We start from the raw sequence: 22,202 nt of genomic DNA, 5'->3' as shown, positions 1-22,202 counted from the left end.
CGGCGCAGCGACACGGGGACGCCGGGCGGGGCCACCTCCCGGTGCGGCTCAGGGAGCGGCACGTCCGCCGGTGGTGCGTCGGTGGGCGAGCAGCTCCTCCACGGCCTGTTCCAGGACGGCGGCCCTGCGCTCCGGGGGGCTCCGCTTGACCAGGGCGTTCACGCGCTGGGCCGCCTCGGTCGTGGGCAGCAGACCCACCAGGAGGACCGGCAACAGCAGGCGCCTGGCGAGGACTTCGTCGGCGGAGCTGAACTGGGGCCGCCGCACCACCGAGACGTTGACCCGGACGGCGTGTTCGTTGCCCGGGACGACGCCCGGCCGGTCCGTTTCGATCGCGGCGTAGCGGAATCCGTGCGCCAGGTCGCAGGCGGGGCAGCCGACGGGGCCGCGGCTCAGGCGGTCTCCGCACGTCGAGCAGCGGAGCCGGTCGAGCGCGGCGTCCACCACCCGCCAGTCATGACGGTCGGGTTCCGACACCACCAGCTCCGCCAGTGCCACCTCGTCGTCGTGCGGCGCGCTCGGGTCGGTCGGGTGGTCACCGCCGAGGTCCCACCGGCGCAGGAACGCGGCCCACGCGGCTTCCAGGATGCCGTCCACCAGGTCGCGACAGGCACCGCAGGCCGGTGCACCTCCGTACGCGTACCCGCCGCACTCCGCGCAGCGCCGCGGGGCGGCCCCGACCGCCGGTCTGCCCGTCCCCGACGGTGGCTCGTACGTGCTCACTGCGGTGCCGGGGCGTCGCGCCGGCCGTCCGCCGGTGCGGTCGCGGTGGGGACGCCCGCGGCCGGTACGGGCGGGTGCGGCAGCCGGCGGGCGAGCGGGAGGACGACGGCGCCGACGGCGAAGCCGTAGCAGGCCACCAGGCCGTGGCCGTTCTCCTGGGCGAGCCACATCGCGAGTCCGGCCGCGGGCACCGCCAGCGCCAGCAGTCGTTCCTTGGCCCGGGGGCCGGTCAGCAACAGGCCCGCCGCGAGGGTGGCGGCCAGGAAGTACGTCGCGCCGGAGCTGCCCGCGAAGTTGCGCGGGTCGGTGCTGCGGGCGGCCTCGCCGAAGAGCGCGTCGATGCGTTGGGGCAGCAGCACGCCCGCGGCGAACAGCACCAGCATCAGCGGGCCGCGCCAGAACCACTGCGCCAGCGCGGCGATCACCGCCAGGGTGACGATGTTCCAGGCGCCGCCGGAGAAACCGCCGTTCTGAAGGAACACCGAGGTCACCACGCGCCACCAGCCGGACTTGCGCGGATCGTCGTCCAGGGCGTCCATCGCGCCGGACCAGGCCAGTTGGAGCACCACGGCGGCGACGGCCACGAGGGTGAGCGCGATCGCCGCCCACGGAACCGGCCGGCGGCGCACCGTTCCCTCACCCACCAACAGCAGGCCGCACTTGAACGTCAGCACCATCAGCGCCGCCGTCGTGAGGTTGAAGACTATGGCGTCCACGTCACGCATCCCCCGTTGAAAAACCCTGGTCACAGGCTGGCAGTCACCCTAGTCCACGGTGCGCGCGCCCGGTCCGGGGATGGGGGAGGCCGGTCACGGCCGGCACCGTGCGGCGGGCCGTCGGCCGCTAGGCGCACAGGGCGGTGTCCAGGAGGGACAGGGCGTGGTCGGGCGTCTTGGGGGCGGGAGCGGGGTCGGCGGTGACCGCGACCGTGACGGCCCGGCCGTCGTCGGTGACGCCGGTGCGCGTGCGGTATCCGGGGATGTCACCGCCGTGACCCCACATCACGCCGCCGCACCGCAGTGGCGTGCCGATCAGCCCGAGCCCGTACCTGGCGCCGGGCCACAGACCGGAGGCGGCGGCGACCGTGCGGCGCATCTCGGCGAGCTGCGCGGGACGCAGGAGTGCGCCGTCGAGCAGGGCGCGGAAGAAGCGGTTGAGGTCGCCCGGGGTGGAGACGAGCGCACCGGCGGCCCCGGCCCAGGCGGGGTCCTCCTCCGTGACGTCGGTCAGCGGGCCCGCGGTCCCGGACGGCTGGTAGCCCTCGGGGTGGGGCTCCCGGAGGCGTTCGTCGCCCGGGCCGGGGACGTAGGTGTGGCGCAGGCCGATGCGGTCGATGACCCGGTGGGTGAGCGCTTCGGCCAACGGGCGGCCGGTGACCCGCTCGACGAGCAGGCCGGCCAGGAGGTAGTTGGTGTTGCTGTACGACCAGCTCGTCCCGGGGGCGAACAGCGCCCGGTGCGCCAGGGCCAGGTCGAGCAGTGCGCGTGGCGGGAGGTGGGTGTGGCGGTATGCGGCGAAGTCGCCCAGGTAGTCCGTGTAGTTGGGCAGTCCGCTGGTGTGCTGCAGGAGCTGACGGACCGTGATGTGGCGGCCGTCGGCGGTTGCGCCGCGCACCAGCTTCGGCAGGTAGCGCTCGATGGGTGCGTCGAGTGCCACCCTGCCCTCGCCGACCAGTTGCAGGACGACCGTGGCGGTGAACGCCTTGGTGTTGCTGCCCGCCCGCACCTGGCCGTCCGCCGGCACCTTCGCCCCGGTCGTCACGTCCGCCACACCCGCCGCGTAGGTGTGGGCGCGGCCGTCCCGGTCGGTGGTGGTCGCCAGTGCGGCGGGGAAACGGTCGTCCTGCACCAGGCGGCGCAGTCCCTCGCGCACGACGTCGCCGGAGTCCCTGGCCGGCCCGGCCGGCGTGGGCAGCGCCCCGCTCACCGTCAGGGCGAAGGCCGCCGCCATCACCGTCGCGATCCCCCGGCGCCCGGTCCCGGACGGAACGCGGACCCGCGGGGCCCGCCGAAGACGCTCGGTCATCGCGACCCCTCCCGCGGCGACCCTGCGGCCGCGCCTCGGAAACCCGGACCCGCTCAGACTGCGCCGCCACGGCCCGCCGCGCCATCCGGGCAGCCGGCCCGGGCCCGGTGGGGACAGCCCCCGGTGGTCAGCCGGCGGCCCGTCCGCGCGGCGGCTCCGCCCCGGTCACGCTCCGCGACGGGCGATGCGGAGTTGGGTGAGGTAGCGCTTGGTGACCGTGCCGCCGTGCCGCCGGTCGATCAGGTCGCCGATGCACTCCAACAGGCCGTCGCGGGCGGCGGCGGGCAGGGCGCGGTGTCCGGAGTAGGTCCGCAGGAGGTCCAGGTACTCCTGGGTGGAGTAGGTCAGTTCACGTGCGTAGCGGCGGAAGCGGGCCGGCGCGAAGCGGCTGGACGCGGCCAACTCGCCGCCGTCCTCGGGGACGTCGCCGGCCGACGGCAGCCGCAACCCCGGTGGCGTGGCCGGGTCGAACCGTTCGTAGCAGTCCTGGACCCGGGCGAAGAACGACGCGCTGCCGCCGGCGGGGCGGACGCGGTCGTAGAGGTCCGCGTCCTCGGTGAACGTTCCGCGCAGCCGCTCCCGGTTCGGTTCGGTCACCCGCCCACCCTCCGAGGACGGCCGTCGGGCACGGTGGCGGTCGCCGGCCGCGGCGTCCCGTTCAGCGCAGCTTGGCGCCGTACACGTGGTCCACCGGCATGGTCATCAGCACCCGGCGGTCGGACACCATGGCGGCGCGGTACTCGTCCCAGTCGGGGTGCTCGCCGGCGGCGCGGCGGTAGTAGCGCACCAGCGCCTCCACCTCGGGGCCGTGCGGGTCCGTGCCGGGGCCGATGAGCGTGGCGGTGCCCTCGGCCGTGGCCCAGGAGGCGCCGTCGGCGCTGGTGACCTCCAGGGTGGCGCGGGGGTCGCGGCGCAGGTTCGCCGTCTTGGCCCGTCCCTCGGTCATCGAGACGTGGAGGAGGCCGGTCTCCGGGTCGTAGAAGGGCATGACGGGGGAGAGCTGCGGCCGGCCGTCCGCCTTGATCGTGGCGAGCACTCCGAGCCGGCTCTCCGCGAGGAGGGCGCGCGGGTCGAACGGGGTAGCGGTCATGTCTGGGCAAGGCCCGGCCGCCGCCGTCTATTCCCGACGGACCGCCCCGCCGTCAGCGGCCGCCGCGGGCCGTCAAGCGCCCGGCGCCGGACGGTCGTTGGCGGGCAGGGCGCAGGCCGGCGTGCCGCCGGGCATCCGGTGCCGGTTGTCGGCGATCACGCGGTAGACGGCGTGCGCGAGCCAGCGCACCGGGGGGAGGGTGAGGACCGCGCCGGCGACGGCCCAGGGGCCGCCCGCGCTCAGCAGGAGCTTGGCGACGGCCTGGGCACCGCCGTGAACCGCCCCGGTCGGGGTGATCCACAGCACTTCGTGCTCGGCGCGCTGCTGGGTGACCCCGAGTTCCGCCAGGTCAGCGAACTGCCAGGCGGTGATCCGGCAGCGGGGCCGCAGGTGCCGTTCGGCGAAGTTCACGGAGGTGGTGCAGAAGCCGCAGTCGCCGTCGTAGACGAGCACGGGGCGGGTCCTCGGGTTCTTCGGGGTCGGCATGTGCCCATCATGGCGGAGGGGCCCGTCGCCGAGTGCGACGGGTGGCGGTCGGTGGTCGTGGGGGAGCGGCGAGACGGCGTCGCCCGCCGTCGCGGAGTGGTTACGCCGCGCCGTCGGTGCGCTTCTTCTCCTTGATGCGGACGGTCTCCTTGCGGACCTCCGACTGGGTGGCGCGCTCCTTCTGCAGCCACTCGGGGTTCTCCGTCTTGAGCGCGTCGATCTGCTCGGTGGTGAGGGCCTCGGTGACCCCGCCACGGGCGAGACCGGAGATGGAGACGCCCAGCTTCGCCGCGACCACCGGGCGCGGGTGGGGGCCGTTGTCCCGCAGCTCGCGCAGCCACGCGGGCGGGTCCGTCTGGAGGGCGTTGAGCTCGGTGCGGGAGACGACGCCCTCCTGGAACTCTGCGGGCGTGGCCGGGAGGTACACGCCCAGCTTCTTCGCCGCGGTGGCGGGCTTCATCGTCTGGGCGGTCTGGTGCGACTTCATGGTTCCAGGGTATCTAGCGTGCGCACCGCCGCTGACCACGGCCTCCGGCCACGGCGGGTAACCTGGCGGGGTGACAGGCTCGGATGCATCCCCTTCGTTCCGGCTCGCGTACGTCCCCGGAGTGACACCCGCCAAGTGGGTGCGGATCTGGCACGAGCGCCTGCCGGAGGTCCCGCTCACCCTGGTCCAGGTGTCGGCCGGCGAGGCCGCCGACGCGCTGCGGGACGGCGGCGCCGACGCGGGATTCCTGCGCCTGCCGGTCGACCGCACGGACCTCAGCGCGATCCCGATGTACACCGAGACGTCGGTGGTCGTGGTGCCGAAGGACCACCTCGTGGCCGCCTTCGACGAGGTGTCCGTGGCGGACCTCGCCGACGAGATCATGCTGCATCCGCTCGACGACACCCTGGACTGGGCGCAACCGCCGGGCCGGCCCGCGTTCGAGCGCCCGGCCACGACACCGGACGCCATCGAACTGGTGGCGGCGGGCATCGGGCTGCTCGTCGTCCCGCAGTCGCTCGCGCGCCTGTACCACCGGCGGGACCTCACCTACCGGACGATCACCGACACCCCGCAGTCCCAGGTCGCACTGTCGTGGCGCGAGGACCGGACCACCGACCAGGTGGAGGACTTCATCGGGATCGTCCGCGGGCGGACCGTGAACAGCAGCCGGGGCCGTCGTCCGGCCGAACCGGCCAAGCAGCGGCCGGCCGGCAAGAAGGACCAGCAGTCCGGGAAGAAGGACCAGCCGGCCGGCAAGGGCGGCGGGGCGGCGCGGGGCAAGGCGCCGGCCGGGCGGGGCGGCGCGCGGCGCGGTGCCGGTGCCGGTGCCCCCAAGGACGCGGGCCGGCGCGGTCGGCCGCGCCGGCGGTCGTAGCGCACCGCGGGACCGTCCGTGGTCCGGCGGCTGCCCGCCGGACCACGGGGTTCAGTGCCCCGGGGGTCAGCGTCCCTGGGCGGCCTTGACGTTGTCGCCGAAGGTCCAGCCCTTGGCGCCGTCCCAGTTCAGGGACCACGTCATCAGGCCCTTCAGCCCGTTGTGGTAGGTGTTCCACGCCTGGGTCACCTGGCCCGGGGCCAGGTAGCCGCCGCCGGCGCCCGGCTGGGCGGGCAGGCCGGGGACCTGCTTGTCGTAGGGGACCTTGATGGTGGTGCCCTGGACGGTCAGCCCCTTGTCGAGGCAGTCGGTCTGCCGGGTGAAGCCCTCGACCGTGCCGGCCTCGTAGGAGTCGCCGGAACACCCGTACATGCTGCCGTTGTAGTACTGCATGTTCAGCCACCAGAGGCGGCCGTTGTCGGCGTACTTCTTGATGATCGGCAGGTAGGCGCCCCAGATGGAGCCGTAGGTCACGCTGCCGCCGGTGACGTAGGCGGTCTCGGGGGCCATGGTGAGGCCGAAGCCCGCCGGCATCTGGGCGAGGATGCCGTCGATGATGCGGATGAGGTTGGACTGCGAGGGCGACGGCTGGTTGATGTTGCCGCTGCCGCTGAGGCCGGTCTCGATGTCGATGTCGATGCCGTCGAAGTTGTACTTCTTGAGGAGCGGCACGATCGTCGCGACGAAACGGTCGGCCACGGCCGTGGAGTTGAGGTCGATGCCGGCGGTGGCGCCGCCGATGGACATCAGGATGGTGGCGCCGTCGCTCTTCGCCTGGCACATCTCGGCGGGCGTCGGCACCTTCACCGTCGCGTCCATGCCGTCCTCCCAGAGGGCGGTGCCGTCCGAGCTGATGACGGGGAACGCGGCGTTGAGGACGTTGTAGCCGTGGGCGCGGATCTGCGGGTCGGTGATCGAGGTCCAGCCGAACGGCGGGTGGACGCCGTTGGCCGCGCCGTCCCAGTTCTCCCAGTACCCCTGGAGGACCTTGCCGGTGGGCTTCGGCTTCACGGCGCAGGTATCGCTCCGCGGGGCTGCGGTCGCGGGCGCCGCGACGCCCAGCATGGGCAGGAGGCAGGCGGCCGCCAGGCCGGTTTTCAGCAGACGCGCTATCCGACCGGTCACGCTGTGCTCCCTTCGAGCCATGACGGGGCTTCGTCAGTGGCGGGGGATCGGGGGGTGGTGCGCACACCGTAGATTGGTCCATACCTTTCGTCAATGGGTCTGGACCGTAGGGGAGTTGGTCGCCTGAGCGCTCGGGGAGAGGTGCTTCGAGGCCGGGTGCTGAGGGTGGGGCGCTTCGCCCGTAGGGGCTCAGGAATCCGTGCGGCGGGTGCGGCGGGCGCGGGAGGCGGCGTGGATCACCAACGGGAGGTAGGTGCCGGGGAGTTCTCCCGGAGGGAGCTGGTCCGGTTCGACCAGGCTCTGGGCCAGGGAGCCCTCGTGGAGGGCGGTGACCAGACGGGCCAGGGAGTCGAGGTCGACGGTGGGCCGACGCCCCAGTCGGTCGAACAGCACGGCCAGGAGGCGCGCGATCTCCTCACGGAGGCGGCGGTCGTGGGCGGCGAGGGTGCGGGCGGTGTCGGGATGGCGGATGGCGTGGAGGGTGAACTCCGTCGACAGCAGGTACCAGCGGCGCTCGGCCTCGTCCAACGCGCTGGCGCGGGCGATCAGTGCGCGCAGCGGGTCCTCGGCGTCCTGCATCTCGTCGACGGCCGCCGCCAGTCGGTCGACCACGCGCCGGGCATGCAGGTCGAAGAGGGCGAAGAACAGCTCCTCCTTGGTGCGGTAGTTCGAGTAGAACGCACCCCGGGTGAAGCCGGCGCGGTCGCAGATCTCCTCGATGGAGGCACCGTGGAAGCCGCGCTCGGTGAAGGTCTCCAGCGCCGCGTCGAGCAGCCGCGCGGTGGTCTGCGGGCGGCGTTTGGTCGGTCCCTTGGGCAACGCATTCCTCCACAGGCCTGGACACGCCGACGTGACCTGCGCACGCTACAACACCGTATGCGATGCATATCCACATCCGATACGGATCCGCATCTGATACGGATCGGTGTCCGCTACGCATCGATGTCCGCCACGGAGCAGGGCCGGGGCGGGGCTGGTGGCTGCGGAGGGGTGGGGCTTCCGGCGACGTCATACCGGTGGACGGCTGCCGTACCTGGGGTCTACCGGCACGGCCCGGCAAGTCCCCACCACGGGTTGACGTCGGATGTCCGCCGCGTCGGGCACCGTTGAGGCATGAACACAGCGACTCGACAGACCAAGTCCCCTCGTCGGCGACGGCGACCGTTGACTGGCGCGCACCGGCCGCCGCCGACGCCCCGCACCGGAACGGGCGCCCCTGCCTCCGCGCGCATCGGTACGACGCGGGCGGCGCCGGACGGCTCGGGCGCGGGTAGCCTCCCGCCATGGGCCTCTTCCGACGCAAGCCCCGCCCGGCCGCCGCCCCGCCGTCGACGCCGGACGTTGCGGAGTCCCGCGACGACGTGTTCGCCGGAGGGCTCGAAGCGGTGCGGCCGTTACTGATACCGCGGTTGCGGCGCGCTGACCAGTTACCTGACCGGCAGGACTGCGTCGTCCGTGAAATCGGCGGGGGCTTCCTGGCCGTTCTGGGAGCGCGCACCCCCTCGGGCCTGTACTTCCTGCGGACCGGGCAGATGCACCAGTGGGGCGCCGACCCGGCCGAGCTGTGGTCGGTGGGGTTGCACAACCTCCGTCGCGAGCCACGGGAAGTGACGGTGTTTCAACCGGATGCGGGGCCCGTTTACCAGGTCAAGGGTGGCGCATGGACCGCGACCCAGCTCCTGAGGGCCGAGGAACTGATCGAGGTGGCGACACCGCACGGCTGTGTCGTCGCCATGCCCGGCGAGAACCTCCTCGTCCTCCACCCGCTGATCGACGTCAACAGCTATCTGCGGATCATGGAGTTGCAGAAGATGCTGCCGCGGCTGTGCGGGCCGCAGGGCGGGTTCAGCGACGGGCTGTTCCATTGGCACCGGGGCGTGCTGGCACCGCTGCGGGTCGTTGAGCAGCACGATCCGGACGGGACGCTCGTGCACAGCATCCAGGGCGGCGCGGAGCTGGCCGCGATCCTGCGGGCGTTCGGCAAGGTGCCCGGACCGCCGCCCGGCCGGGGCGACTCGGCCTGACGGGCACCTCGGCCTGACGGGCGGTCCCGCTCGACTGCGCGCCACCGCCCTGGCGTCAACTGCCCTTCTTCATGAGGCGGGTGAGCGCCGCGCCCCGCTCCGTGGTCCACTCCGTCCCCTCCGCGGCCTTGGCCGCCAGTTCGCCCGCATAGACGTCCACCGCCGATTCCAGAAGGAGGGCATAGGTCGCCACCGCCGCCCGGCCGCGCCGCCAGCCGGACACCGCGGGCACCGCCGCCACCAGCAGCGCGGGCCACCAGGCGAGCGCCACGGCCGCGAACAGCACCGCCCAGGTGGCGAGTTGGGCGGCCGCCTCGATCCGACGGCGGGCCGCGGTGACCTCGTCGCGCACCTCCTGCGGGAGCACCAGCCACAGTCTCGGCCACACCGCGGCGAGGTCCAGTCCGTACTGGTGCAGCACGCGGAGGTCGGCGCCGGCGACGCGGTCCCCCATCCAGGTCGGTCGGGTCGGCCGGGCCGGGGCGATCGCCTCCCGGTCCTCCGCCGCCTGGTCGATCGCCCGCGCCTCGGCCGGTTCCCGGGGTGCCGGCAGCGCGGCCCGGAGCTCCGTCACCCGTCGCTGCGCGCTCTCCCAACGAGCCTCGCGGCGGGCCGCCAGCACCCGGGCCGGGCGGTTCAGGGCCTGCGGCCACTGCCCGAGCCAGAGCCGCAGCGTGCCGCCGGCCGCCGACTCCACCGCGACCCCGACCGCCGCCACCGCCAACAACAATCCACCGACGTAGAGGAGTTGCACCGATGAAGGACGGGTCGCGAACGCGTCCGCCCACGGGACGACGCGCTGCGCCAACCGCGCACGGTCGAACGGATGCCGCTGTCCGAGCGCCAGTCCCAGCAACGCGGTGCCCGCCAACAACAGCCCGGGCAGGGCGAGCCGGCCGACCCACCGCTGGGCGAGCTGCCGGCCCAGATCCCCCAGTACCGGCATCACAGGAGGTGGTCCATCGGATCAGTCCGCCAGCAGCCGCATGGCCGCGCCGAGCACCAGGCAGTGCGGCCGCTCGCCGCCCGGCTCCCGGACGACCGCGCGCCCGCACCGGCCCGCCGGGCAGCCGTACCGTTCGTCGTGACTGTGTCCGGAACCCAGCCCCGCGACGGTCGCGGCGCCACACCAGGCGTCGCGGTCCTGACCGGCCGGCGCGATGCCCAGCCGCGCCAGCAGCGGTGCGGCCGGCGCCCCGTCGCGCACCGCGGTCAGGCCGTCCGCGAGCGCCTCCGCCAGCGGGGTGCCGTGCACCGCCCGGCGCAGCGCGCCGAGTTGGGAGCAGAGGGCGGACATATCGGGATCGTCACGACCGTCCGCGAGTGACGTCGAGGCCATGGGCTGCCCTTCCGGTCGGGCTTATGCTGTGCTGCCTGAAGAGGCCGTCGGGACCGCACGGGGGAGGAACTCCCCGCGGGACCGCAGGGGTGAGAATCGGACACCTCATTCTCGGGCCAACGGGGGCGTGATGCGAGAGCTTTCACGGGATCCGGCGCGTGATCCCTCACGGAACGGTTCGCGGGACCAACTGCTCGTCGCGGTACGGCAGGGCATCGCCGCCGCCCGCGACACCGGTGACCTCGGCCCCCTGCGGGCCCTGGAACGCCAAGGGGCCCTCACCCGCCTGGTGATCAGCATGGACGATGCCCGGTGGCCGGACCTGGCCGCGCTGCACGCCGTCGGCATGGCCCGCTGGCTGCAGTACGTCACCGGGGCCGAGGGCGCTCACCAGGCCGAATGGGAGGCGTCCCTGCAACCGCTGTCCTGCGTGTACGCCGGCGAACGGGACGCGGTGCCGCCGGAGGCCGCCGCCGTCCTGGAAGCGGTGCGGTCCGGGCGCCGGTTGGGCGGCCCCCGGATACCGCGGGAGGTGCGCCGCTGGGTGCTGTCCGGACTGCGGCTGCGCGAGGAGTTGTCACCGGACTTCGTCGAGGTGGTCCGCGGGCTCGATCCGCGCGGCGGCCAGCCGCACCGCGACGCCCGCGCCCTCCGCCCCTTCCTCGACCGGACACCGCGCCACCTGCCGTCGCGGGTGCGGGCCCTGCGCCTGCTGACGGTCACCCTCCAACTGGGGTACCGGGCCACCGGTGACGCCGCGACCTTGGCCGAAGCGGTACGGCTCGGCCGGGAACTCCTGCTGCTCGTCCCGGCCGGCGGGGCGCGTTGGGCCGACGCCGTGGCCCAGCACGCCCGCGTGGTCGGCGACCACTACCGGCACACCAACGACCGACGGGACGTCGACGAGGCGGTCGACTGCGGCCGCGAAGCGCTCCGGCACACCCCGCCGGACAGCGAGTGGCTGGCGTCACGGCTCGACGAGTTCGGCCTCCACCTGTCGCTGCGGTACGACGTCAGCGGCGCCGCCACCGACCTCAACGCGGCGATCGACGCCAGTCGCGGTGCGGTGCGGGCCACCCCCGCCGGGGCTTCGGACGCGACGTCCTACCGGGCCCGGCTGGCCGGTCTGCTGGTGAAGCGCCACCGGGTCACCGGGGACGGGGCCGCGCTGGACGAGGCGGTGCGACTGGTCCGCGGGGAAGCCCAGCCGCTTCCGCCGCAGGGCCGTGGCGGGGTGCTGCTCGACCACGCCGAGGTGTTGCACGCCCAGTACCGACGGACCGGGTTGGCGAGCGTGCTGCACGACGCCCTCGCGCTCTACCGCGAGGCGGTCGACGACCGGCGGGCCCGCGGCGGCAACCCCACCGACCTCGCGATCGCCCTCAGCCACTGGGGAAACGCGCTCTACGACCTGTACGCCGACTTCCCGGGGGAGGACCGCCCCGCACCCGGCGGGCCGCCCCCGGCAAAACCGTCCGCCCTGGGCGAGGCGGTCGCCGTCCACCGGGAGGCGGTGGCGGTGAGCGCGCCGGACGACCCGCAGCGCCCCGGCTACCTGAACAACCTCGCCCGCACCCTGCGCGAGCGGGCCCGCCGGGACGACGACCCGGACGCCCTCGACGAGGCGATCTCCCTGCTGCGGGAGGCCATCGAGAGCGCGCGCCCCGGGCACGTCTTCCGCTCGGCCATGCTCTCCCACCTCTCCGCAGCCCTGCTGGAACGGCAACGGCACAGCGGGGCCGACGAGCCGGAGCCCAAGCTCATCCGCGAGGCGTACGCCTTCGCCGAGGCCGCCACCCGGAGCGCTGCCGGGCCGCCCGGCGAACTGATCCGGCTGCACCGCGCGCTGGCGGAGTTGGCGAGTTCCACCGGCCGCCACCGGGAGGCCGCCGCGGCCTACGCCCGCGCCGTCGCCCTGCTGCCCCAGGCGGTCCCGCACCAACTCCACGGCAGCGAATCGGAGACCCAACTCGCCCGCCACGGAAGGGGACTGGCGGCCGACGCCGCGGCCGCGGTCCTCCAGGCGGGCGGTCCCGACGCCCCCGCCCGCGCCTTGGAGATCCTCGAACAGGGCCGTGGCATCCTGCTGGCCCGCACGCTCGGGCTGCACGGAGAGGAGGAGGCGCTCCGGGACGCCGCCCCGGCCCTCGCGGACCGGCTGGCGGCCCTGCGCGCCGCCCTCGACACCGCCCCGACCGGTGCGGACCCGGCCGACCGCCGGCACCAACTGGCCGACGCGTGGGAACTGGTGGTCGCCGAGGCCCGTCGGCTCCCCGGCCTGGAGGGCTTCCTCAAACCGCCACGGCTGGCCACGCTGCGACCGGCGGCCGCCGGCGGGCCGGTGGTGACCGTCAACACCAGCCCGTTGCGCTGCGACGCGCTGATCCTCACCAGCGGGGGAGTGGCCGCGGTCCCGCTGCCCGCGCTCACCCACGCCGAGGCCGCGTCCCGTGCGGAGCGGTTCGCCGAGGCACTGCGCGCCGCGGAGGCGCACGGCACCGCACTCGTGGACCGCCTCGCGGCCCAGACCTCCCTCCGCGAAACGCTGAAGTGGCTCTGGGAAGCCGCCGCGGCCCCCGTCCTCACCCACCTCACCCGGACCACCACCCTCCCCCCTCACACCACGGCCACCACGGCCATCACGGCAGCCCCACCCCACCCGCCCCGCATCTGGCTCTCCACCACCGGGCCCCTGGCCCAACTCCCCCTGCACGCCGCCGGCGACCACGACGACCCCAGCGGCACCCGCTCCCTCCTCGACCACGCCGTCCCCTCCTACACCCCGACCGTGGCCGCCCTCGCCGCGGCCGTCCGCACCGCCGCCCGCCGCGGCGCACGGCCCCAGCGGCCCGTTCCTCTGGTCGTGGCGATGCCGCGCACGGCCGGCTTCGCCCCGCTGGCCGGCGCCCTCACCGAGGCCCGCGCCGCCGCCGACCGCTACGGGACGGACACGGTCCTGCTGACCGGTGACGAGGCCACCCGCACACGGCTGTTGGCGGCCCTGCCGGCCAGCACCCACGTCCACTTCGCCTGTCACGCGGTCGCCGACCCGACCAGTCCCTACGGCAGCCACCTGATCCTCGACGACCAGCCGCTGACCGTGTCCGAGATCTCCCGACTCCGGCTCGCCCGCGGCGAGTTCTGCTACCTCTCGGCCTGCGCGACCGCCCGGTCCGGGCGGCTCCCCGACGAGTCCGTCCACCTCGGCGGCGCCTTCCACCTCGCCGGGTTCGGCCAGGTCGTCGCGACCCTCTGGCCCGTCGAGGACACCACCGCCGCCGAGACCGCCCGGCTCTTCCACACCAGCCCGCACCCCACCCCCGCCCACGCCCTCCACCAGGCCGTGTGCAGCCTGCGGGCGAACGCACCCCTGTTGCCGAGTCGATGGGCGGGCCATGTCCACATCGGGCCGTAGCGCACAGCCACGAGAGGGCTCGGCGACGCCCCACGGGCGACGCTCCACCGGGCGACGCCCCCCCGCGAGGCGCCGCCCGGCACTGCCGGCCACCGCCCTGGTCCGCCGGGCGCCACCCCGTGCGGACCCGGTGCGGTCGCCTCTCAGTTCAACCGCAGCGGCAGCGAGGCCAGCCGCCAACTGCCCGGCAACGGGACCCGCCGGAGGTCCTCCGGCGCCACCGCCAGCGCCACGTCCGGATAGTGCGCGAGCAGCTTCCCGAAGGCGACCTCGGCCTCCTGACGGGCCAGGGTGGCGCCCAGGCAGTAGTGCATGCCGTGGCCGAAGCCGACGTGGTTCTCGGCCCGGCCCGCCGGCTGGCGGGTGAGGTCGAGCCGGTCAGGGTCGGCGAAGTGGCGCGGATCGTGGTTCGCCGCGACCAGGACGGGCGTGACGGCCTCGCCCTTCTTGATCCGCACGCCGGCCAGCTCGACGTCCTCGGTGGCGTACCGCATCTGGGTCAGGTGCACCGGACCGCACCAGCGCATCAGCTCGTGCACCGCACGGGGCAGCAACGCCGGCTCGGACTTGAGCAGTCGCAGCTGGTCGGGATGGGTGAGCAGGGCGGCGACGCCGTTGGTGATCAGGTGGGCGGTGGTTTCGTGACCGGCCAGGACGAGGGTCAGGACCAACGTCACCATCTCGACGTCGCTGAGGCGGCTGCCGTCGTCGTCGTGCACCCGGATCAGCTCGCTGAGCAGGTCGTCGGTGAGCGCCGCCCGCCGCTCCCGGATCAGCGCGTGGATGTGGTCGATCATCTCCGGGAACGTCTCGGGGTGCAGCTCCGGCCGCAGGGAGACCAGGTGCGTGCTCCATTCCCGCCACTGCGGCCGGTCGGCCTCCGGAATCCCCACCAATTCGCAGATGACGGTGATGGGCAGCGGATAGGCGAAGTGCGGAATGAGGTCGACGACGCCGTCCACGGCGTGTTCGGGCAGCCGGCGCAGCGCGTCTTCCGCGATGTCCGCCACCCGGGGACGCAGATCGGTGATCTTGCGGGCGGTGAAGGCCCGGGAGACCAACCGCCGGAGCCGGGTGTGGTCGGGGGCGTCCATGTTGAGGATGGTGCCGGAGAGGTATGCCCGGTAGTGCTCGGGCAGTCCCATGATCTCCAGCAGCCGGTCGATGGGGGTGTCCGCGCTCCCGCCGCCCGCCGAGTGCGCGGGACTGTTGGCGAACCGCTGGTCGCGCAGCACCTCCCGGGCCTCCTCGAAGCGGGTGATGAACCACACCGGCGTGTCGTCCACGAACCGGCCGCGGACCACCGGGCCCTGCTCGCGCAGCGCGCCGTAGCCGGCGAACGGGTCCGTGAGCAGGGCCGGTTCCATCACGTTCGGTTCGCCGGGGTGCTTTCCGACGAACTCGCTGAACGGGGAGTCCGTTAGTTCGGTCATGTCGCTCTCCTGTGGCGTGCAGTGAAATGAGCTGGGCTCGAAGACGAATCGAGGGTGAATCGAAGGCGTGACGGGCCGCGGTCGTGCGCGCCGGCCGGTACTTCAGCCCCGCAACTGCCGGCGCATCTCCCGTGCGCCGTACTCCTCCGCCTGCTCGTACAGCGGGAGGACGTCACGCCTGGCGGCCACCAGCGCCTCCTCCACGGTCCTGGCCCGGGGAGCACCGGAGCGGCCCGGCGGCCCGACGGCCCGCGCACCGAACCCCTCCACGGGCATGTCCACCGCGCTGCGGATCGTCGCGGCGAGCAGGTCGGCCCGCACCTCCGGCGTGTCGGGCGCGTGGTCCGCCAACATCGCCTCGGCCATGAAGAATCCGGTGGCCGTGGACATCAGCACGTACTGCTGGTGCCGCACGTCGATGTCGGTGCGCACCAGCCCGTGCTCCCGCAGCACCGCGAGATAGCGCAGCAGGATCCCGTCGTTGAACGCCATGAGTTCGGCGAGTTCCTTCTTGGCGACGTCGTTGAGCCGACCGAGGACGTCGACGTCGTCGGTGTAGAGGGCGCGCAGCACCGGTTCTGCCAGGAAGTCCAGGTAGTAGCCGCGCATCATCCGGCTCGGCAGGATCTCCCGCGGATCGGCCCGCATCCTCGCCAACTGGGCATGCAGACTACGGGATTTCGCCCTCAGCACCACGGCCAGCAGCAAGGCGTCCTTGGTCTTCCAGTGCAGGTAGACGGTGCCCTTGCCGACCGCGGCCCGGCGGGCGATCTCGTCGATCGTCACCCGCCGATAGCCCCAGGCGACCAGGAGTTCCCCGGCGGCCTCCAGGATGCGCTCCCCGCGCTCGGCACGCTCCACGCGCTCTCTCCCTCCCTGTGCGTGACCAGATTTCGAATCTGGTCACGCGGTCAAAGGTAGGGACCGAGCGGCCGTCGAATAAGGCGGTTTCCGGTCACGCGCGGCCGACGGCACCGCAGTTGGCCGATGGCTTGTCCGGGCCGCAACGGCGGGAGATCATGACCTCGTTCGCCGCTCCCCGCGCCGACCGCTCCCCGGCGGTGACGGGACCGAATCGAGGAGAACGCCATGCTCAGGACCTTCGCCGAGCTGTCCACGCCCCTGGTGGCCGACGCCTGCGTGCGGCTCGGCGTACCACTGCGCACCGCACCGCCCGGCATCGGCGCGGTGGTTCCCGGCCACCGGATCGCCGGGCGGGCCCTGCCGACCCGCCACTACGGGAGCGTCGACGTCTTCCTGGAGGCGTTCACCGACGCCCGACCGGGCGACGTCCTGGTCATCGACAACGGGGGCCGCCAGGACGAGGCGTGCGTCGGCGATCTGCTGTGCCTCGAAGCACAGGCCGCGGGGCTGGCCGGCGCGGTGATCTGGGGGGCTCCACCGGGACACTCCGGAACTGGTCGGGATCGGACTGCCCGTCTTCAGCTACGGCCGCACCGCGCCGGGCCCGGTCCGGCTCGCCGAACGGGAGCCGGACGCCCTGGTCAGCGCGCGCTTCGGCGCCCACCTGGTCACCGCGGACGACCTGGTCTTCGGCGACGACGACGGGGTGCTCTTCGTCCCCGCGGACCGTGCCGACGAGGTGCTCGCGACGGCACGCACCATCTGGGCGACGGAGCGCGCACAGGCCGACCGGATCCGCGCCGGGCAGACCCTGCGTCGGCAGGCCGCCTTCGACGACTTCCTCGCGCGCCGCGCCGCCGACCCGTCGTACACGTTCCGTCAGCACCTCCGGCGCATCGGCGGCGCCGTGGAGGAGTAGCCGGAACGGGCACGACCCGGTCACGGGGCGGTCGAGCCGGCCACGGGCGTGGGGCGGACACGGCGCGGGCAGGGCGCTCCGAGGCCCCGTAGACCTCCGGCATGCGCCGCTGCCTGAGGTCGTACCTGGGGGTGATGTCGGGGTGCACCCCTCGGGTTGATGCCGCCGGGCGCTGGATGGCGGACAGTGGAACACGTCACGACGTGGCACGGGCCCGCGTCGGGCACACACAGTCAACTGTTCGGAAAGAGGGGGCGTCATGAGGAGCAGGTTCAGCGGACGACGGGCGGTGCCGTCGACGGCCCTCGCGCGGTGGCTGCCCACGGGCGGGGAACATGCTGCCGATGGCGTAATCGTCGGGTTGGCTGCCCGGGCGCGTCAGGCTGTGGGCCTTGAGCACGGTCGTGACAGGAGTCCGTGAACGGGAGCCCGAGTGAACAGGTCGCGTGAGTGGGTCGTTGAGCGGTGACGCTGAGGACGAGGGGCACGGGGCCGGCCGGCCCGGTCCCGACGGCACGGTGGGAGCCGCCGCCGTGAGGCCGCCGGGCCAAGCCCGCCCGGGCCAGCGGCTCACCGGACTCGTGGACAGCAACGGGTTCGAGGCGCCGCGGGTCCCCCGGTGGATGCGGTGGCTGCCCGGCCTCTACGTCCTGCTGGTGCTGCTGCTGGAGTTCGTCACGCCCACCCAGTGGGCGGTCAGTTCGCTGCTCATCGCGGTGCCCGTGCTGGCGGCCTTCACCCACGGCCCGATCGGCGTCGCCGTCGTCACCGCCTTCGCCGTCGGCCTGGAGGGCGTGCTCGCGGGGACTCCGTGCTGCACGGGCCACAACATCCATCAGTTATGGGGGAACCACTATGTCGCGACGTACATCTCCACCTTGATCGTGGGGATCATGGGCGTGGCCCTGGCCGGGTACCGCCAGCGTCAGCAACGACGCCTGGTGCAGGTCAACTCGGTGGCGGAGGCGCTGATGCGCACGCTGCTGCGGCCGGTGCCGCACCGGGTCGGCGGGGTGCTGGCGGCCGGTCTCTACCGGTCGGCCGAGGTCGGCACGATGGTGGGCGGCGACCTCTACGACATCCGGGCCACCCAGGCCGGCGAGCGGGCCATCATCGGTGACGTCCGGGGCAAGGGGCTCCAGGCGGTCCGTACCGTCGCCGACATCCTCGGCAGCTTCCGCGAGGCGGTCTACGACCCCGGGGACCTCCTGGCGGTGGCGTCCCGGATGGAACGGCGGCTGGCCCACGAGGCGTCGGAGATCCCCGACGACGAGCTGTTCGTGACCGCGGCCCTGATCGAGTACGACGCCGGCGCCCGCCAGCTGACGATCATCAACCACGGGCACATCGAGCCGGTGCTGATCTCGGACGGAGAGGTGGTCGCCCTCACGGGGCCGCCGGCCCTGCCACTGGGATTGGGCGGGCTGGCGGCCGAAGTCCCCGTGTCGTACACGCACCCCTTCGGTGAGGGGGACGTGCTGCTGCTCTGCACCGACGGACTGATCGAGGCCCGCGATCAGACGGGAGCGTTCTATCCGCTGCTTGACCGGCTGACCCTCCGGTTCGGGGGCCGGCCCGCGCCCGGACCGGTCGACGTCATCGACTTCCTCAACACCGACCTCCCCCGCCACACCCGCGTACTCCACGACGACGTGGCGATCCTCGCCGTCGCCCCGTGCGGCCGGGAATCCGAGCCCGCGTAGAGCGGCTGACCCGTACCGCGTCCGGGGCGGGGCCGCCAGCGCGGCAGCAACGGAAAGACGGGGCGGGCACGGTCTACGGCAGACGAGTCCAACAGCCTCCAGCCTCGCCGAAGCGGAAGGAAGCAAGGAGAGCGGGCGAGCAGGGGGAAGCCGCGGGGAGCAGCAGGGAGAGAGGAGGGGAGGGGGAAGGAGGGAGGGGGGAGGGGGGAGGTGGGGAGGGGCGATGACGGTGCGGCCAAAAGCACGGACCGCAGAGGAGCGCGATCCGGTGCCGTCGGCACGGCCGGGGCGCCCTGGGAGACCGGGGGACTCGGGTCGCTTACGGGGGCGGGGCGGAGGACCCTGGAGACGTGGTGGGGGTCGGGTAGAAGTTGTGAGGTGTCCGATGAGCACGCTCGAAGAACACATCGACATCAACGTTCCGCTGGAGACCGCGTGGGCTTGCCTCCATCGTGCGGAGACCTATCCACGGTTCCTGAACGGCGTCCGCCAGGCCCGAGCGGCGGGTGAACGGCGGGCGCGCCTGGACGTCGACGCGGGTGGCCGGGCGCAGGAGCTCCAGGTCGAGATCGTCGACCGGGAGATGGAGAACGTGATGACGTGGCAGACCACGAGCGGTCCTGATCTGGCGGGGACGTTCTCGCTGCTGCCCATCGACCGCGGGCACACCCGGATCCAGGCCCGGTTCGAGTACGACCCGGGCACGATCAAGGAGACCTTCGGCGGGCCGCAGGGCTTCGCGCAGGCGGTCGCCATCGAGCGGGGCGTCCGCATCGATCTCCAACAGTTCAAGGAGCTGGTGGAAGCCGAGCGCGCGGCCACGTGAGCCGGGCGCACGCTGCCGGACGTCAGACGAGGTGGCGTTCGGGCATCGGGCGCTCCACCCCGTCCAGTTCCAGGGTGCAGCGGGGCGCGGTCGGGACGAGCCGTGGCTCGCGGACGCGGACGCGGAAGAGCCGGACGGGGTCGTCGGGGAGTTCGCCGGTGAGGAGGTTCAAGCCGGTGTCGTGTGCCTCCTGGTAGGCGACGACCTTGCCGTTGACCAGGAGTTCTATCTCGCCGTCGCGCCCCGGGCCGATGTTCACGGTGATCGAGTGGCCGCCCTGATCGAGGTGGAAGTGGTGACTGCGTCCCATGGCCCTCGCCTCCCGTGGCCAGGCGGTGCGCGGTGCGACCGGCGCCCGCGTCCGACGGCTGCGTGCCTCGGGACGTCGGGTACGTCCCGACGTCCGCACTTCCAGGTTAGGGCGTGTCCGATGGGTCAGGGTCGGCGAGGCCGCGGTGTCCGGTGCGGTGCATCGCAAGGCGTTGTGCCGAAGCGCGTGCCAGGGCGCCGCGGACGGCCCGGCCCTGACCCGTCGGACACGCCCTAGTCGTGTTGCTCGGGCCGGTCCGGTTCGAGGGCGAGGAGGAGGGGAAGGCGAGTGACAATGGGGGGTGAGTGCCGTGCCGGGTGGTTCGCGGAGTGCGGGGCGCGAGGCCCCGCCCGGAGGAAGCACCGTCCGGGCCGGCGGGAGACGCTGATGAACGGCTCGGTCCGGATCGGGCGTGTGGTCGGGGTGCCGCTGCGCATGCACTGGAGCGTGCCGCTGCTGGTGGTGCTGTTCGCGTACGGCCTCGGGCGGCAGACGCTGCCGGTGATCGCTCCGGGGCGCTCCGCCGTCGTCTACGCCGTTGCCGGGGTCGTCGGGGCCGCGCTGCTCACCGGGAGCCTGCTGCTGCACGAGACGGCGCACGCCGCGATCGCGCGGCGCAAGCAGATCTCCGTGGAGGACGTGACCCTGTGGGCCTTGGGTGGGATGACGCGGATGGGCCGGCCGCAGACCGCGGCCGCGGCGTTCGCGGTCGCCGTCAGCGGTCCCCTGACCAGTCTGCTCATCGGGGGCGTCGCGCTGGGGGCCGGATTCGGACTCAGTGAGTTGTCGGGGTGGGCGGTGCCCACGGTCGTGCTGGTGTGGTTGGGCTGGGCCAACGTCTTCCTGGGGGTGTTCAACCTGCTGCCGGCCGTGCCCCTGGACGGGGGGCGGGTGGTCCAGGCACTGATGTGGTGGCGCACCGGCGACCGGGACCGCGCGGACCTGGTGGCCTCCCGGGGCGGTCAGGTGATGGGCGGGTTGATGGTGGCCGCCGGCTGGTTCCTCGTCCTGCGCGGTGCGGCGAGCGGGCTGTGGTTGGCGTTCGTCGGGCTGTTCATCATGGTGGTCGCCGGGGCGGAGCGTCGCCGGGCGACGCTGGAGGCGTCGCTGCGCGGGTTGCGGGTGAGCGAGGCGATGTCCAGTCCCGTGGTGACCGGCGCGGACTGGTTGACCGTCCAACGCTTCATCGACGAGGTGGCCGTGCAGACCGGGCACTCCGCGGTGGCGCTGCTGGATTTCGAGGGGCGGCCGAGCGGCCTCGTCCAGCTCCGCAGGCTCGCGGCGATACCGCTCGCCCAACGCGCGGAACTCCGCGTGCGGGACGTGGCGACGCCGCTGTCGCAGTGCGCGGTGGCCGCGCCCGACGACCTGCTGATCGAGGCGTTGGAGAAGCCGTCCCTGCGGACCGGGATGCGGATCCTGGTCGTGGACGCGGGACACCTGGTGGGGATCGTCACCGCCAAGGACGTCTCCCGGATGATGCAGCGGCGCACGCTGAGCGGCCGGACGGGCGCCGGGTGAGCGCGCGGGCCCCGGCAGGACGGCGCACCCACGGCGCAGCTCCGTCGGGCGTCGGCAGGGACGGCGGTCACCGCTGCCGGCAGTGACCGGCCGGCGGCGACCGGGACAGGGACGACCGGAACAGGAGCGACGGGGACAGGAGCGACCAGGACAGGGACGACCGAGACGGGAGCGACCAGGAAGGAGCGACGGTGAGGGAGACGGCGACGCGGTACGTCACGGTGACGGCGCTCAGCCACACCGGTCTGGTCCGGGAGCACAACGAGGACAGCCTGGTCGCCGGTCCCTGGACGCTGTGCGGCACGGTCACCGCCAACCCGCAGACGCTGCTGTTCCCGCTGGGCAGTCCCCTGGTGGTGGCGGTCGCCGACGGCATCGGCGGGCAGCCCGGCGGTGAGGTGGCGAGCGCGCTGACCGTGGCGCACCTGGCGGCGCTGGGGCCGTCGCTGGACAGCGAGGAAGCCGTGCGGGAGGCGCTGACCCGCTGCAACCGGGCGGTGTACGCCGCCGCCGAGCGGAACCGCGCGCTGCTCGCGATGGGGACCACGGTGGCCGGCGCGGTCGTCCTGCCCGACTCCCTGCTGGTCTTCAACGTCGGCGACAGCCGGGTCCTGGAGGCGGAGGGCGACGGGCTGCGTCAGGTGAGCGTGGACGACAGCCCGCCGCTCCAGGCCGGGCAGCGGACCACGTCGCTGGTGACCCAGGCGATCGGTGGCGCGGCCCGGTTCAGTGCGATCGCACCGCATGTGCGGCGCGTCCCGTTGGACCGTGAGCGGCGGTACGTGGTGTGCACGGACGGGCTGACGGACCCGGTCCTGGAGGAGGAGATCGCCGCGATCCTGCGCGCCCACGACGGTGCCCGGGCCGCCTTCGAGCTGTGGAAGGCGGCCATCGAGGCCGGCGCCCCGGACAACATCACGATGGCGTTGGTGGGTGTCGGGGAGTGACGCGGGTGCGCGCGTCCAACTCCCCTGCTGCCGCGTTCTTTTGAGGGGAATGCGGCTGCGCGGGGAGCACCGCGGTGTCGGCCGGTTC

The 22,202-nt window shown here is 73.6% G+C and carries 20 protein-coding genes and 2 pseudogenes; 8 read left to right on the top strand and 14 right to left on the bottom strand.

Annotated elements, in window-relative coordinates:
• Window positions 1-48: 48 nt before the first annotated feature.
• The 7 genes and pseudogenes from ACJ6WD_RS00610 to ACJ6WD_RS00580 all read right to left on the bottom strand — a co-directional run bounded on the left by ACJ6WD_RS00610 (window position 49) and on the right by ACJ6WD_RS00580 (window position 4,811).
• Complete coding sequence (locus ACJ6WD_RS00610; RefSeq protein WP_407614916.1) at window positions 49-597, bottom strand: hypothetical protein; 549 nt, start codon at window positions 595-597, stop codon at window positions 49-51.
• 122 nt (window positions 598-719) lie between these two features.
• Window positions 720-1,448: a hypothetical protein gene (locus ACJ6WD_RS00605; protein WP_233656649.1), complete on the bottom strand. Its 729-nt coding sequence runs from the start codon at window positions 1,446-1,448 to the stop codon at window positions 720-722.
• Window positions 1,449-1,566: 118 nt separating this feature from the next.
• Window positions 1,567-2,748, bottom strand: a complete 1,182-nt coding sequence (locus ACJ6WD_RS00600) for a serine hydrolase domain-containing protein (RefSeq protein WP_407614915.1) — start codon at window positions 2,746-2,748, stop codon at window positions 1,567-1,569.
• A gap of 165 nt (window positions 2,749-2,913) precedes the next feature.
• A pseudogene (locus ACJ6WD_RS00595) lies at window positions 2,914-3,267 on the bottom strand (SAM-dependent methyltransferase); the annotation flags it as partial.
• A gap of 139 nt (window positions 3,268-3,406) precedes the next feature.
• Window positions 3,407-3,838, bottom strand: coding sequence for a PPOX class F420-dependent oxidoreductase (locus ACJ6WD_RS00590; protein WP_038523582.1), 432 nt, complete (start codon window positions 3,836-3,838; stop codon window positions 3,407-3,409).
• A 72-nt stretch (window positions 3,839-3,910) separates the two neighbouring features.
• Window positions 3,911-4,324, bottom strand: coding sequence for a thiol-disulfide oxidoreductase DCC family protein (locus ACJ6WD_RS00585; RefSeq protein WP_016579098.1), 414 nt, complete (start codon window positions 4,322-4,324; stop codon window positions 3,911-3,913).
• Between the two features lie 100 nt (window positions 4,325-4,424).
• Entirely contained in the window at window positions 4,425-4,811 is a 387-nt protein-coding gene (locus ACJ6WD_RS00580) for a DUF5997 family protein (protein WP_233656650.1), read from the bottom strand.
• A 70-nt stretch (window positions 4,812-4,881) separates the two neighbouring features.
• Between ACJ6WD_RS00580 and ACJ6WD_RS00575 the strand changes: the two genes are divergently transcribed.
• Complete coding sequence (locus tag ACJ6WD_RS00575; RefSeq protein WP_331249060.1) at window positions 4,882-5,688, top strand: LysR family substrate-binding domain-containing protein; 807 nt, start codon at window positions 4,882-4,884, stop codon at window positions 5,686-5,688.
• A gap of 66 nt (window positions 5,689-5,754) precedes the next feature.
• Here ACJ6WD_RS00575 and ACJ6WD_RS00570 read toward each other — a convergent pair whose 3' ends face one another.
• Both ACJ6WD_RS00570 and ACJ6WD_RS00565 read right to left on the bottom strand, forming a co-directional pair.
• On the bottom strand, window positions 5,755-6,834 hold the full coding sequence (locus ACJ6WD_RS00570; RefSeq protein ID WP_051661880.1) for a chitinase: 1,080 nt from the start codon (window positions 6,832-6,834) through the stop codon (window positions 5,755-5,757).
• A gap of 168 nt (window positions 6,835-7,002) precedes the next feature.
• Entirely contained in the window at window positions 7,003-7,632 is a 630-nt protein-coding gene (locus tag ACJ6WD_RS00565; RefSeq protein WP_407614914.1) for a TetR/AcrR family transcriptional regulator, read from the bottom strand.
• Between the two features lie 464 nt (window positions 7,633-8,096).
• Here ACJ6WD_RS00565 and ACJ6WD_RS00560 point away from each other — a divergent pair, with 464 nt between their 5' ends.
• Complete coding sequence (locus ACJ6WD_RS00560) at window positions 8,097-8,837, top strand: hypothetical protein (RefSeq protein ID WP_233656653.1); 741 nt, start codon at window positions 8,097-8,099, stop codon at window positions 8,835-8,837.
• A gap of 55 nt (window positions 8,838-8,892) precedes the next feature.
• On the opposite strand, the gene ACJ6WD_RS00555 is transcribed toward ACJ6WD_RS00560, so the two are convergent.
• Window positions 8,893-9,783, bottom strand: coding sequence for a hypothetical protein (locus ACJ6WD_RS00555; protein WP_407614913.1), 891 nt, complete (start codon window positions 9,781-9,783; stop codon window positions 8,893-8,895).
• A gap of 21 nt (window positions 9,784-9,804) precedes the next feature.
• Window positions 9,805-10,134, bottom strand: coding sequence for a hypothetical protein (locus ACJ6WD_RS00550; RefSeq protein WP_407614912.1), 330 nt, complete (start codon window positions 10,132-10,134; stop codon window positions 9,805-9,807).
• A gap of 172 nt (window positions 10,135-10,306) precedes the next feature.
• Between ACJ6WD_RS00550 and ACJ6WD_RS00545 the strand changes: the two genes are divergently transcribed.
• Window positions 10,307-13,591: a CHAT domain-containing protein gene (locus ACJ6WD_RS00545; protein ID WP_407614911.1), complete on the top strand. Its 3,285-nt coding sequence runs from the start codon at window positions 10,307-10,309 to the stop codon at window positions 13,589-13,591.
• 143 nt (window positions 13,592-13,734) lie between these two features.
• Here ACJ6WD_RS00545 and ACJ6WD_RS00540 read toward each other — a convergent pair whose 3' ends face one another.
• Window positions 13,735-15,024, bottom strand: coding sequence for a cytochrome P450 (locus ACJ6WD_RS00540; RefSeq protein WP_233656656.1), 1,290 nt, complete (start codon window positions 15,022-15,024; stop codon window positions 13,735-13,737).
• Between the two features lie 102 nt (window positions 15,025-15,126).
• Entirely contained in the window at window positions 15,127-15,885 is a 759-nt protein-coding gene (locus tag ACJ6WD_RS00535; RefSeq protein WP_233656657.1) for a TetR/AcrR family transcriptional regulator, read from the bottom strand.
• Window positions 15,886-16,113: 228 nt separating this feature from the next.
• Between ACJ6WD_RS00535 and ACJ6WD_RS00530 the strand changes: the two are divergent.
• The 3 genes and pseudogenes from ACJ6WD_RS00530 to ACJ6WD_RS00520 all read left to right on the top strand — a co-directional run bounded on the left by ACJ6WD_RS00530 (window position 16,114) and on the right by ACJ6WD_RS00520 (window position 19,336).
• Window positions 16,114-16,807, top strand: a pseudogene (locus ACJ6WD_RS00530) (RraA family protein).
• A gap of 533 nt (window positions 16,808-17,340) precedes the next feature.
• Entirely contained in the window at window positions 17,341-18,510 is a 1,170-nt protein-coding gene (locus ACJ6WD_RS00525; RefSeq protein ID WP_331249054.1) for a PP2C family protein-serine/threonine phosphatase, read from the top strand.
• Between the two features lie 385 nt (window positions 18,511-18,895).
• Window positions 18,896-19,336 carry an SRPBCC family protein gene (locus tag ACJ6WD_RS00520; protein ID WP_233656660.1) on the top strand — a complete coding sequence of 147 codons (441 nt, stop codon included), beginning with the start codon at window positions 18,896-18,898 and terminating at the stop codon, window positions 19,334-19,336.
• Window positions 19,337-19,358: 22 nt separating this feature from the next.
• On the opposite strand, the gene ACJ6WD_RS00515 is transcribed toward ACJ6WD_RS00520, so the two are convergent.
• On the bottom strand, window positions 19,359-19,646 hold the full coding sequence (locus ACJ6WD_RS00515; RefSeq protein ID WP_016572397.1) for a hypothetical protein: 288 nt from the start codon (window positions 19,644-19,646) through the stop codon (window positions 19,359-19,361).
• 387 nt (window positions 19,647-20,033) lie between these two features.
• On the opposite strand from ACJ6WD_RS00515, the gene ACJ6WD_RS00510 reads away from it, so the two are divergent.
• Window positions 20,034-21,167 (top strand): site-2 protease family protein, encoded by a 1,134-nt coding sequence (locus ACJ6WD_RS00510; protein ID WP_376436066.1) that lies wholly within the window; start codon window positions 20,034-20,036, stop codon window positions 21,165-21,167.
• Between the two features lie 191 nt (window positions 21,168-21,358).
• Entirely contained in the window at window positions 21,359-22,114 is a 756-nt protein-coding gene (locus ACJ6WD_RS00505) for a PP2C family serine/threonine-protein phosphatase (protein ID WP_016572395.1), read from the top strand.
• The last annotated feature ends 88 nt before the right edge of the window (window positions 22,115-22,202 follow it).

Origin of the sequence: Streptomyces sp. VTCC 41912 (assembly GCF_045799175.1) — a bacterium.
GTDB classification, from domain to species: Bacteria; Actinomycetota; Actinomycetes; order Streptomycetales; family Streptomycetaceae; genus Streptomyces; species Streptomyces albulus_C.
Note: the sequence above shows the minus strand (reverse complement) of the source record. Positions and strands in the feature narration are given on the sequence as shown.